10 protein-coding genes and 2 pseudogenes are annotated in these 13,442 nt (G+C 46.5%); all 12 read left to right on the forward strand.

Features of this window, described 5'->3' with window-relative positions; genetic code table 11:
- The coding region (locus tag CVU62_04330) for a hypothetical protein (protein ID PKN38094.1) at positions 1–1,603 on the forward strand (1,603 nt) is incomplete at its 5' end.
- A gap of 385 nt (positions 1,604–1,988) precedes the next feature.
- Positions 1,989–2,282: pseudogene (locus CVU62_04335) on the forward strand (YggT family protein).
- Positions 2,283–2,415: 133 nt separating this feature from the next.
- Positions 2,416–2,580 (forward strand): annotated as a pseudogene (locus CVU62_04340) (hypothetical protein).
- Between the two features lie 149 nt (positions 2,581–2,729).
- Complete coding sequence (locus CVU62_04345; GenBank protein PKN38095.1) at positions 2,730–3,233, forward strand: acyl-CoA thioesterase; 504 nt, start codon at positions 2,730–2,732, stop codon at positions 3,231–3,233.
- A 54-nt stretch (positions 3,234–3,287) separates the two neighbouring features.
- Positions 3,288–3,806, forward strand: coding sequence for an N-acetyltransferase (locus tag CVU62_04350; GenBank protein ID PKN38096.1), 519 nt, complete (start codon positions 3,288–3,290; stop codon positions 3,804–3,806).
- A 227-nt stretch (positions 3,807–4,033) separates the two neighbouring features.
- Complete coding sequence (locus CVU62_04355; GenBank protein PKN38097.1) at positions 4,034–5,326, forward strand: hypothetical protein; 1,293 nt, start codon at positions 4,034–4,036, stop codon at positions 5,324–5,326.
- Positions 5,327–5,701: 375 nt separating this feature from the next.
- Positions 5,702–6,874, forward strand: coding sequence for an acetyl-CoA C-acyltransferase (locus tag CVU62_04360; protein ID PKN38098.1), 1,173 nt, complete (start codon positions 5,702–5,704; stop codon positions 6,872–6,874).
- A gap of 468 nt (positions 6,875–7,342) precedes the next feature.
- Positions 7,343–8,269 carry a hypothetical protein gene (locus CVU62_04365; GenBank protein ID PKN38099.1) on the forward strand — a complete coding sequence of 309 codons (927 nt, stop codon included), beginning with the start codon at positions 7,343–7,345 and terminating at the stop codon, positions 8,267–8,269.
- An 88-nt stretch (positions 8,270–8,357) separates the two neighbouring features.
- Positions 8,358–9,017, forward strand: coding sequence for a TetR/AcrR family transcriptional regulator (locus tag CVU62_04370; GenBank protein PKN38562.1), 660 nt, complete (start codon positions 8,358–8,360; stop codon positions 9,015–9,017).
- Positions 9,018–9,298: 281 nt separating this feature from the next.
- On the forward strand, positions 9,299–10,441 hold the full coding sequence (locus CVU62_04375) for an acyl-CoA dehydrogenase (protein ID PKN38100.1): 1,143 nt from the start codon (positions 9,299–9,301) through the stop codon (positions 10,439–10,441).
- A 59-nt stretch (positions 10,442–10,500) separates the two neighbouring features.
- Positions 10,501–12,138: a fatty-acid--CoA ligase gene (locus CVU62_04380; GenBank protein ID PKN38101.1), complete on the forward strand. Its 1,638-nt coding sequence runs from the start codon at positions 10,501–10,503 to the stop codon at positions 12,136–12,138.
- Positions 12,135–13,442, forward strand: a complete 1,308-nt coding sequence (locus tag CVU62_04385; GenBank protein ID PKN38102.1) for an acetyl-CoA C-acyltransferase — start codon at positions 12,135–12,137, stop codon at positions 13,440–13,442. Before CVU62_04380 ends, CVU62_04385 begins: the two co-directional genes overlap by 4 nt.

The raw sequence follows: 13,442 nt of genomic DNA on the forward strand, positions 1-13,442 counted from the left end.
TGCGCTCGACAAGGGTGATTTCCAAACGACAATGCAAAATTTGAACAAGATAGGCATTCTTAATTACGATGATGTTCCGGTAAAAACAAAATCCGGAAAGCGTATCAATACGGATATATATCTCGTCGACAGGGCAGCGTTGGTACAATGTAATATCCGCGACATAAGTGAGCGAAAAAAGACTGAGTCTCAAAGGGAGGCTGCAATCGAGTCGCTGCGAGAGAGTGAGGAGCGGTACAAGGCTCTTTTCGAAAGTTCACTCGATCTTGTTTACATAATTGATTTCGAAGGTCGCTTTATCGATGCCAACGCCGCCGCCTTGAATCGGCTTGGCTATACCAGGGAAGAAATGCCTTCCCTCAATTTTGCCTCGCTCTTGAGCGAAGATCAGCTTCTGTTTGCTTTCAAAGGAATACAGGAGATTCGTGAAACCGGTATTCAAAGAAGCCTGATGGAGTTCAGGTTACGGTGCAAAGACGGCACCCATATATACGTGGAGACACACGGATCGGCCATCATGACCAACGGGACACTTGTAGCAATCCAGGCAATCGCCAGAGATATCACCAAACGCAAACTGGCGGAAGAGGCTTTAGAAGAAAGTGAAAGAAAATATCGCCTGCTGGCTGATAACGTCAATGACGTCATTTTCGTTCTGGATATGAATTTGAATTGCACCTATATCAGCCCTTCCGTAAGAATCCTTAGAGGATATGAACCGGAAGAGGTGTTGAAATTACCGCCCGCTGATGCATTGATGCCCTCCTCCAGGGATTTGGCTATGAAACTCCTGTCCGATATCATGGACCTGGAGAAGATAAAACAAATAAAGAGTGACGAATCCCGTACGATACCGTTGGAGATGAAGCGAAAAGACGGAACTACCGTGTGGACGGAGGTGAAGTTCTCCTTTATCAGAGATACAAATCAGCAACCAGTGGGCATTATAGGTTTAACCCGCAATATTACCGAGCGCAAACTGGCAGAGGCGAAACTTCTTGAGACTCTTAACAGCCTCAATAAGGCAGTTGATACAACTATTCAGGTCATGGTCGCTGCAATAGAGGTAAGAGATCCCTATACGGCCGGTCACCAATTCCGGGTTGCTCATCTGGCCAGTGCCATCGCGACGGAGATGGGATTAGATCAACTGAAAATTGATGGAATAAAGATGGCTGGTTCCATCCACGATATCGGGAAATTGTCTATACCCTCAGAAATATTGTCCAAATCCACTAAACTGACAAACATCGAATTTTCTCTGATTCAAGAACACTCCCTGATTGGATACGAGATACTGAAGGATGTGGAATCTCCCTGGCCGCTGGCACAAATTGTTTATCAGCATCATGAACGGATGGACGGATCCGGCTATCCAAGAAATCTGAAAGGGTATGAAATTCTCATGGAAGCCCGCATTATGGCTGTGGCAGACGTGGTGGAGGCCATGGCTTCCTACCGTCCCTATCGACCGTCTTTGGGCATTGATGCCGCCTTGGAGGAAATTGAGAAAAACAGGGGAATCCTTTATGATGCCACTGTAGTGGATGTCTGCCTGCGATTATTTCGAGAAAAAAGCTATAAACTTATTATTGGAAAATAGCGGGGGCAGTTTGAACCTTCATTGCGAACATGATAGTGAATGGCGCCAAAGAAAACGATCCTTATCATCTATACTTATTGTCATAAAAACGGCTGGGTTTCCCTGAAAAGCACGTTATTTTCTTGATATCCCTCCATATGCTGAGGCTCCACCGCATGTTGAGGCCAAGCGAATCATTTTATATATCTCCATTATTCCCACTTATTAACCTAACCATCTACTATTAAAGGATGAATTCAAGTTTCTTATTATTTTCGTTTGTTGGCAGGCTACTTGCAGTTACTATATGTAGGATGTTGGTCCTTATGCGAATGAAGGTCCACTCCGAAAAGCGTATAGAGTTGTAACAGATGTTCAACAAGTTAAAAGATCGAGAGGAAAATATATGGACTCATCATACAGTTCAGCAACTACTAGGCCTTTATACCGCGGTACCCAGGTTGTCTGGTATATTCTTGGTCTCATTGAAGTGCTATTGGCGTTTCGATTTGGCTTAAAGCTGCTTGCCGCCAACCCTTCTGCTGGTTTCAGCAGTTTCATTTACATTGTCAGTTATCCATTTGCCGGGCCGTTTCTCAATGTCTTCCATGCCTCGAAGGTGGAAAGCGGTATTTTTGAATGGACCACCTTGTTGGCCATGTTTGTCTTCTTTTTAATTGCCTGGGGCATTATCAGGCTGTTTTTTATGAGCAAAACAGTGTCCACGACGGAAGCTGCGGCTAAAATGGACGAAGAAAATAATTAAGATTCTGTATGATCTTGGTCATTATAAGAATGAATGTAGTTTCTGAAAAATGCAAGGAGGTGAGAATATGTTAGTTGTTCGTAACGATAATCATTATGATTGCGTCGATGATTTTATGCTGGACAGCCTGATTGAATCCAAAGAGATTGTTAAATTCAAACGTAACACGGAATGGGTACAAGTAGGAGTAGCCCCGATGAGGGGTAATAAACCTGATAGAGTATTTAACGGCAACAATAAATTGGCGATTAATGATTCAATATTTGTCCGCGCAGATCGCAATGCTATTAAATGAGCAATCTGCTTTGTTGTAACTTGAGTCTATATAGTAGGCAGTAACTGAGTCATATTGGAATCGTCAGAATCCATAGGAGTGTGAACATGGAAGGTAAACGAAGTAAAGACAGTAGTATCATCATGACTCAGCAGATGACTGCTCAAGATGCAAATCTTGCAGGAAACGTTCATGGCGGGGTTATTATGAAATTCATCGATACCGCGGCCCTCGCCGTTGCGGTTCGTCACGCAAGAGCCAATGCAGTTACGGCCTCCATTGACCGGTTGGACTTTCATTATCCGGTTTTTATCGGAGATCTTTTGACTGCACAAGCGAGTCTGAACTTCGTAGGGAAAACATCTATGGAAATAGGGGTTCGGGTGGAGACCGAAAATCTTATGACGGGACGGATACATCATACATCAACCGCCTATCTGACCTTCGTGGCCCTCGACAAAAGTGGTCGACCTATGCCGCTACCCCCGCTGATCATCAAGACAGAAGAGGAACAACGTCAAAATCTGGAGGCAAAAACCAGAAGAGAGATGCGTCTGAAAGAAAAGATAAAGGAAAAGGCAAACCATATCAATGCAGATAGCACTGACTGATTCCGGTTTTATCTAATTATTTAAATTTAAGGCTGAAATTATTATGGTTCAACGATGAAGACGCAAGACTTTATAAAACGTGTATTGTTAAAGGATACGACTGTGTCCATCCGGCCGATCCGTGCCGATGACTCTGGCATGGAACAGGATTTTATACGGCACCTGTCGAAAGAATCCCGCTATTTCCGATTCATGGCGTCGCTTAGGGAATTGTCGCCGAAGAAGCTCAAGTATTTCACCGAAATCGATTACGACCGGCACATGGCCTTTGTTGCTACCATCATGAGTGATGATAAAGAGCTGGAAATCGGCGTAGCGCGTTATGTGAACACCGAAAATCCCGGTAGTTGTGAGTTTGGCGTAACGGTAGACGATGCCTGGCATGGCAGCGGTGTGGCAGGGTTGCTGATGACCGCCCTGGAAGATACGGCACGCGAGTGCGGGTTCAAGACGATGGAGGGCATCGTACTCCCAAGCAACGACAAGATGCTCAAATTCGCGCAGAAACGTGGCTTCAAAACCCACTCCGTTTCGGGAGAAGCCGATACCGTTCACATCGCACTGCAGTTGTGATCCAGCAATCGGCCGCTCTTCTTCCTTTCTTTATGTTATTTACAACGTCCCAAGACGGAATGACAGATGGTTTAAAATCATGCTTTGCGTAAAGGAGAAGGGGATTGCTACGCCGACTGAGAGTAGGCTGGAAATGACAAGCAGTGAGCAACTGAAAAACCGTTACTAGAAGTTGTTTTATCGTCAAATTAACGGATGCTTGAAAAGCTAACTGCAGGAGATAAATCATGCTAAGGAATATCTTGAAAATGGTTTCATCTTTGATGATGAGTTTGTTGCTTGTCAGTTGTGCTTCTCAAAAATCCATAGCCCCATTTAACGCTACAGATGTCAATCCGGAATTGAATTCAAGCCAGCCTGCGCAGAAGATTGATAACCCGATAGCTGCTTCCCCGTCTCAACCTGTTAAAGTTTCCAAAGAGGCGATGCCTGTAAACGAACCTGGCTCCGCAATAGAGCAGACAATAGTTTCTAAAACGGAACCTGTGCCAGAAGATGTTTCCATTACCCTGAATGTGCAGTTTGATACCGGCAAGGCAAACATCAAACCAAAATATCACAATGACATTAAGAGAATTGCCGACGCGATGAACAAATATCCCGTAAGGACGGTGGTTATCATTGGACATACAGACAATGTCGGCAAAGAGTTGGTCAATGTTAAACTATCCTACCTTCGTGCCGCTAATATAAAAGCATATCTTGTTCAAAAGTTTGGTATCGATGGTTCACGCATTCGCGTGATCGGGTATGATTACCAAAAACCTATCGCCAGCAACAAAACGAAGGAAGGAAGACAAGCAAACCGTAGAGGCGAAACCCAAATTGAAACTAATGTGTCCTCTAATGTTGTATATTCTTTTTTTGAAGATTCCGATCTTCCAAAAGGCGGCTTTTCTATAGTAAATCAGGAATCAATTGATAAAAAGATTAAATCTTTTAAGGAAAGACAGGGGACTGCTTCCTATTTATCAAAAATAGTTAAAGAGCCTACGCTGGAACTTTATAAAATGTGGGGTGGGATATTTTCTCATTGTGCCATTCGTATCGAAACAGGTCCACATTCATTTTATCAGCTTGAACTGCAATCTTTATCTGATTTGGAAAAAGCAGGCATGAAAGATTTTCATAAAAGCGGGGCGGTAATTACTTTATTCGGAGTGACCACTGATCGTTTTGACATTGTGGAATTTACCGACAAAAATGAACGGGCAAAATTGGATAGTATAGGACGCAATTATGCAACAATGTCAATTTGTATTAATAATAAATCTACCAGAAAGACAACTCAATGGTATCAGGATTGTCTGCGTAGATATGCTGAAAGGTACAATCCTGAAAATACGCTAAAAACCGGGAAACGGACAAAAGTATTCGAATATAATCCTGTAACCCATAATTGCTGTAACTTTGTAGAAGAGGCCCTGCAGGCTTGTGGATTAGAGCATTGTTTTGATTTGGGGAAAAGCACTAGCCTTTATCATGAAACCGGTCCGCTGGAAGAAAAAATAAAAGAATAAACTGCTCGTATTCCCCTCCACCAGAAGAAATATCTGATTAAATCATACATTAAAAAATAAACTTGACTTTTATATCTCTTCCATATAATGATACCATCAAATGATGGAATCATTATATGGAAGAAGGCGATGGGAGTAGCCCCGAACTTGTGGGACTTTGTTTTTTAGTATGAATAAATTCACAACACGTAAAGGCAAAGGCAGGAATCTGTGAATCTTCTTGTGCAGTTTTGTCTCAAAAGACCGGAGTGTATGTAATTCCTCTCCAGGTACGTTTTACCACCACCACGCCGGTTCGACGGTGGTCGGATAGTCAATGTTGCAAATCAGTTATTTATAGAGAAGCGGTTTATTTAATTCAACAGGAGGTATCAAATGCGAGATGTATTTATTGTCAGTGCTGTCAGAACGCCGGTTGGCAGGCGAAAAGGGTATTATCGTGAATACATAGCCCCGGAACTGCTTGCTCTTGTACTCAACGAGGTTGTCGAACGCGTCCAACTTGACGTAAATCAATTGGACGATGTTATAACCGGATGCGTGTACCAGATCGGCGAACAGGGATTCAACATTGCGCGAATGGGTGTTCTATCATCACGGCTTCCGGTGACGCTGGGAGGTATCAGTGTGAACCGCCAGTGCGGGAGCAGCCTTTCCGCGATACAACTTGGCGCGGGAATGATAGCCGCGGGGACTATGGATACGGTAATTGCCAGCGGATGCGAACTCATGTCCAAGTATACCATCAGCTCCGATGTGCAAGGCACGTTACCCAACGGAGAGAATGCGGGACATCCAATCACGCAATTATACTTGGACCGTTACGGCATGCCGAACCAGATAGTCTCTGCTCAGGCCATAGCCAACCAGTGGAAAATAACCAAGGAAGAGTGTCAGGATTTTGCCATCGCGAGCCACGAAAAGGCTTTAAAGGCCACGAAAGAAGGCTATTTTAAAAAAGAGATCATGCCTGTGCGGGGACTGGACAAGGACGGTAACAAAATCCTTTGCGATACCGATGAGCCGATGCGTGCCGGAGTTACCAGGGAAGGACTTGACAGTCTCAAGGTATTGCCCGGAACCGAATGGATGACAGCAGGTCTTTCCAGCACAGTAACAGACGGGGTGTCCGCGGTGTTGCTCATGAGTGGTGAAAAAGTGAAGAAGCTGGGGCTGACGCCGCTGGCTCGCGTCGTGGCCAACGCCGTAGTTGGCTCCGACCCTAAGCTAATGCTCACCGGCCCCATGACCGCGACGCCGAAAGTGCTCAAGATGGCTGGTTTGAAAATGGACGACATCGACCTCTTCGAAGTGAACGAGGCCTTTGCGCCGATCCCGCTGGCCTGGGCGAAAGAGATCAGGGCCGATATGACGAAACTCAACGTCAATGGCGGCGCCATGGCGCTGGGACACCCTGTGGGAAACAGCGGGTGCCGTCTCAGTGTCACCGCGATCCATGAGCTGCAACGGCGGAAAGCGAAATACGCCTTGGTGACCCTCTGCACTGGCGGCGGGCAGGCCCCGGCGACAATATTCGAAAGAGTTTAGCTTTAAAATTTGTTTATTACTGAAACTCCCATTCCGAAAGCGCATAACCTAAATACCCTAAAGGGCACCATGGGGTCACTATAGGCACAACGGAATTGGTAAGTTGTAATGAGACTTTCTGAGAACGAGTGTAACAAAGTTTGTCCTTGTTGCCTGAAGGTGGGGGGATAATTCGCTCTAGAAATTTACAAATGCTGCGTTTCGGCGCAGTGCCCTTTAGGGTGAAAATCAAGGCTCATTGAAGAGTAAGTTGAACTATCCAATAGCCAAGGCGTAGGCGTTCATTAAAGATCGGGTGCCCCGTGTATTAAGAGCATTTTTTCCGGCATTTACGGCTTAATTTTAATAATTAAACATTGAGCTTTTTTATCAGCAGTTCCCTGTAACAAGGCGTTCGGTGGTTTTTATAGGCCCGCATCATTGAAAAAATGATGGTCTATAATTCAAAAGCTTTATTAGGAGACTGAAATGATGACAAAAAAGATTAGACTTCTTTTCAAGGGCATCTCAATCATCGGTTTAATTTTTTTCCTGGCCGTGGGTGTATCCGGGTGCACGGCAACAAGGCACACTGTACAGAATACCGCCGTTACTTTACTGGACACGTCGGTGGATGATCTTGTGGATGGCATTATGAGGACAAATAATGGTGCCTTTGTAAAAGACGGTCTCCCCGGGGCTCTGCTGGTGATTACAGGTCTGACCGAACTGGCGCCGACAGATTATAAACTGCTGTCAACAACGTCGTTCCTGTATGCTGCATATGCTCTGTTTGTAGAGGACGGAAATGAAGATTACGCCATATCTCTTTACAAGGTTGGAACAGAATATGCGTTGCGAGCCATGAAAGTCAATAATTCTAAATTCCGTAAAGCTTTAGAAAGTGGGACACCTGTTTATGATGCAGTTAAATTCCTGACTAAAGATGATTTGAAAGCTCTGACCTGGTATGGGGTCAATCTTGCCAAGCGGGTAACGCTGCAGTTGGAAACTCCGGATGTGATTATGGATGTCCAGGATGGCATTGCTGCGGCTAAGCGTGGCAACGAGATTGATCCAAAATATTCCTGGGGGGTCAACTGGGCTGTTCTGGGCGTCTTTTATGCAATTATACCACCCGTAATGGCCTTGGGCGGAGGAGCTGAAACTTCCCGCGATGCATTTGCTAACGGCAACAAGGCGGAAAATGGTGAATTTGGAGTGATGGATGTATTGCAGGCAAGGTATCTTGCTGCACTCATCAAGGATCCGGAAATGTATGACCGGTTGAACAATAGAGTACTGCAAATGGATCCCTGTAAGCTTGGTGGCGGCCTATGTATAGTAAATGAACTGGCCAAGCAAAAGGCGCGGTATAATCTGGAATATAAATGCAGATACATGGATTGCCCCTGACAGTTTATTTTAACATGAGACAAGTTGTTCAAGCAAAAATTGAAAAATAAACTTGCAAACGATGGAAGCGTACTATAAAATAAAAAACATGAGAACAGCACTCGAAAAAGCCCGCAAAGACCCCGAATCGATGAAGGCAAGGATTCTTGCCGCTGCGCGTATCGTGTTCGGTGAATACGGTTTCCACGGTACGACAACCAGGATGCTCGCCAAGGAAGTTGGCATCGACATTTCCACACTGCACTACCATTGGGGTGACAAAAAGGACCTGTATGAGGCCGTCATCCTCGACATGAACCGCGACTTGGGACGCGAGCTTAGCGCGGTGGAAAAAATAATCCATGGCCGTCCCCTGGGGGAACGTATAAAAATTGCCATAGCTTTGATGACGGACTACCTGTTCGCCAACCCCGAAGTATCGAATCTCATGTTCCATCGTTATTTCAGCAAAACAAGGCACGATATGATAATTGATTTCAAAGTCCCGGAATTCACCGGCGACATTGCCCGCTCAATGGGTTTGACAAAGGACGCAAAAAAAACACCTCCCAGGGGCATGCTGGAAGTCCTGACAGTTATGAACGGCATCCATAATTTTGTCTCCGGAGAAAACTTCTTCCGTCCCATGGTTAAACTCAACCATAAAGAGTACATCGAAATGGTCAAGGAGACCCTGCAGTTCGTCCTCACACCGGCCTTCACAAGCAGGGAAGAAAAGAAAAGTCAGAGGGCTCGAAAAAATCCTTAGAATCGGCAGTTCAGGGGAGCGATCAAAATCATTTTGACATACGATACAGTACTTCTCATACTCCCTTACATCAGAAGCAATAGATAGTTAAATCAAATAATAAAAAATAAACTTGACTTTTATATTTCATCCATATAATGATACCATCAAATGATGGAATCATTATATGGAATATGACGATGAGAGCAGCCCTCGAAAAGGACTACAAAGACCCTGAATCGATGAAGGCAACTGGACTTCCAATTGCTTAAAAACATTCTTAGATAAGGAGGATTTGGTTCATGAACATTATTCCCTACTCGGCGGAGCATAATATCTTCCGGGAGAGTCTCCGTAAATTTCTTGACAAAGAAATCGTACCCCATGTTGAAGAGTGGGAAGAGGCGGGAATTGTTCCCAGGAGCGCCTGGAAAAAGATGGGGGAGCAGGGATTTTTATGCACTGCTGTTCCCGAGGAATATGGAGGAGCCGGCTGCGATTTCCTCTATTCGGTAATTGTCGGCGAAGAAATGGTTAGGGCGAACTTTTCAGGACTGACCGCGTCGCTGCACAGCGACATCATTGTTCCCTACATTACCACCTTCGGCAGCGAAGCTCAGAAGCAAAAGTATCTCCCCGGTTGTGTCACCGGAGATATCATTACGGCGGTGGCCATGACGGAACCCAATACGGGAAGCGACCTTGCCGCCATGAAGACGACGGCCGTGGAGGACGGGGAAGATGTCATCCTGAACGGTCAGAAGACCTTTATCAGCAACGGGATCAACTGTGATCTGTGTGTTGTGGCTGCGAAGGATCCGGCCTGCAGTGATCCCCACAAAGCCGTGGATCTTTATCTGGTGGAAGCAGGCACTCCCGGATTTGAGAAGGGCAGGCAGATCAAAAAAATCGGCTGGCACAGCCAGGACACATCAGAGCTCTATTTTACGGACTGCCGGATCCCCAGGAGCAACCGCCTGGGTGAGAAGGGGACAGGGTTTCTGAATCTTATGCTGAAGCTTCAGCAGGAACGCCTTGTCTGCGCAATCGGAGCCATGGCAGCCGCCGAATTCATGCTCGAGATCACCGTCAAGTATTGTAAGGAGCGGACAGTTTTTGGAAAGCCCATCTCCAAGTTTCAGGTCAACCAGTTCACCATTGTGGAAATGGCCACCGAGATCAAGCTCGGGAGGACCTTCGTTGACAAGTTGATCATGGACCATATGGAGGGTCTCAACGTTGTGATCGAGACGTCCATGGCCAAATACTGGATCACGGACATGGCCAACAAGGTCGCGGACCATTGCCTTCAGCTTCACGGGGGGTATGGGTACTGCGATGAATACGGAATATCACGCGCCTGGCGCGACATCCGGGTGACACGGATCTTTGCCGGGACAAACGAAATCATGAAAGTCATTATTGCCCGGTTTATGGGGTTATAGGCACCATCATTATCATAATTTTAAGCACCAAAACTATTTAGCACAGGGAGGTTAAAGCCATGATGAACTATCCTTTGTTGCTCACCAATTTCATGCAGCATGCGGCCAGGTATTATCCAACCAAGGAGATCGTGTCCGTTTACGCGACCGGAACTTTCCGTTATACTTATGCTGACTGGTACAATCGCACATGCCAGCTTGCTAGAGCCCTTCACTCGCTTGGCATCAAAAAGGGTGACAGGGTTGCCTCTTTTTCTCTGAACAACCATCGCCATATGGAACTTTACTTTGGCGTTCCGTGCATGGGTGCTGTTTTGCACACGCTTAATATAAGGCTGTCCGCTGAAAATCTGGTTTACATCATTAATCATGCAGAAGACCGCATTCTCTTCATTGACGAAGATGTTTACTTCCTTATTGAGCCGTTTAAAGATCAACTCAAGACTATCGAAAAATATGTCATCATGTCCCAAACCGGGGTAATGCCATCAACCACACTCTCTCCGGTTGTCCTGTATGACGATCTGATTAAAGAATATCCGGAGAGCTATGATTTCCCACTGGACCGCGATGAAAACGAACCATGCCTCATCTGTTACACTTCGGCAACAACGGGTGATCCCAAAGGGGTTGTTTACAGCCATCGTGGTCTCGTGTTGCACTCTTTTGCCACTGGGATTGTCATGGGCGTCCAGGAAAACGACTGTATGCTGCATATCGTTCCCATGTTTCATGCCAACGCCTGGGGTGCTCCATTTGTCTGCACTTTGCGCGGCATGAAACAAGTGCTGCCGGGGCGTCAAATCCTGGATATGACGGTGCTGTGCCGGATCATCGCCGAAGAGAAGGTAACCTTCTCCTGCGGTGTGCCGACTATTTGGATAATGCTCCACAGTTACCTGGAAAACGGCGGAGCACATGACTTTTCTTCCATCCGCCGGTTATTCTCCGGCGGATCGGCCATGCCACGGCATCTCATTGAATCATTTGAAAAAAAATACGGCGTCATTGTAGCGCAGGGTTACGGAGCAACGGAAACGTCGCCAGTTGTCACCTTGTCCATTCCCAAAAGCTATATGGAAACTCTGAGTGTTGATGAAAAGATTGATATCCGGACCACAGCGGGAATGCCCATACCGGGACTTGATGTAAAACTGATCAACACGCAAACGGGCAAAGAAGTGCGCATGGATGGCAAGGAAATGGGAGAAATTCTGGTACGCGGGCCCTGGATCGCCTCAGAATATTATAAAAACCCAGAACAAAGCGCGGTCACCTTTCCGGACGGGTGGTTTCATACCGGCGATATTGGAACAATGAGCAAAGAAGGTTATATCTCCCTCGTTGATCGGACAAAAGACCTCATTAAGAGCGCAGGGGAGTGGATTTCCTCCATCGATCTGGAAAACGTTATTATGGGATTCTCCAAGGTGCTGGAGGCGGCGGTAATCAGTATGCCCGATGAGAAATGGCAGGAGAGGCCTCTGGCCTGCGTTGTGCCGCAGCCTGAGGCAGCAAAGACTATTACAAAAGAGGAGATACAGGATTATCTAAAAGATAAGGTCGCCAAATGGTGGATTCCTGATGAAATTGTTTTCATGCAGGAACTTCCCAAGACCAGCGTGGGAAAATTCGACAAGAAAAAACTCCGGGTGACGGTGATACCGGATATTCTAAAGAAGAGAGGTAATGTATGAACACTAATAATCACGATCGAGTAGCTGTTATTGATGCCTGCCGGACACCGTTTATGCGTGCCGGCACGGACTATTATGACCTGATGGCCTGGGAGCTTGGTCGCTATGCTGTCAAAGGGCTCATCGTCAGAACGGGGATTAATCCTTCGCTCATCGATTATGTAATCATGGGCACGGTTATAGCTGAGGTTACCACAACCAATGTAGCCAGAGAGATAATGCTGGGTGCGGGGCTTCCCAGAACGATACCTGCTCATACCTGCACGGCGGCCTGTGTTTCGGGGAACATCGCTGTTACCTCCGCCTGCGATATGATTAATTCCGGCCAAGTGAACACAGTTATTGCCGGCGGCGTGGAATCCATGTCCGATCTCCCAATTAAAATCGGCAAGCGGTACCGGCGCTTTCTTCTCGATCTCTCCCTGTATAAGCGCCCTAAAAGCATCTCAGGGAAACTTAAGCTGCTCAAGGGAATGAAGCTTAAGGATTTCTTTGCTGTCGATCAACCGGCTATTGCTGAGTATTCCACGGGTCTTTCCATGGGCGCCAATGCTGACAGGCTGGCGCGCCGCCTTGGCATTGCCAGAGAGGAGCAGGACAAGTTTGCCGCCCGTTCTCATAAATTGGCTGACGCCGCTATCAAGAATGGAATTATGAAAAAGGAAATCGTTCCCGTTGTTGTCCCCCAGACAGGCAAGTTGGTGAAGGATGATAACGGACCGCGTGCGGATGCCACTGCCGAAAAGATGGCCTCCTTGAAACCGGCTTTTGATAAGCGCTACGGAACCGTTACAGCGGCTAACTCTTCATTTCTCACGGATGGCGCTTCGGCAGTACTGCTTATGAAGGAATCAAAAGCGAAATCTCTGGGGTTAAAACCTTTAGCCTATATCCGGGCTTATTCCCAGGCAGGATCCGATCCCTGGGAAGAACTGCTGCTGGGGCCGGCTTTTTCTGCTGCTCGCGCCTTAAAAAATGCGGGCATCTCTCTTGCCGATGTAAAAGTTCTGGAAATCCACGAAGCTTTTGCCGCGCAGATTCTCGCCAATATCCGTTATATGGAATCAGAAAAATGGGGACGAGAAAAACTGGGGCTGGATGGCAAAATGGGCGTCGTTGATCAGGAACTGCTCAACACCCGGGGGGGGTCTCTGTCCATCGGCCACCCTTTCGGGGCAACGGGCGGGAGGCTTATTGCCAGTTGCTGTAACCGTATGCAGGACGAGAATGCTCAGTTCGGCCTTGTTGCCGCCTGCGGAGCGGGAGCTATAGGCAATACCATTATTCTGGAAAACGCACGATAG

The organism is Deltaproteobacteria bacterium HGW-Deltaproteobacteria-2, assembly GCA_002840505.1.
Taxonomy (GTDB): Bacteria; Desulfobacterota; Syntrophia; order Syntrophales; family Smithellaceae; genus Smithella.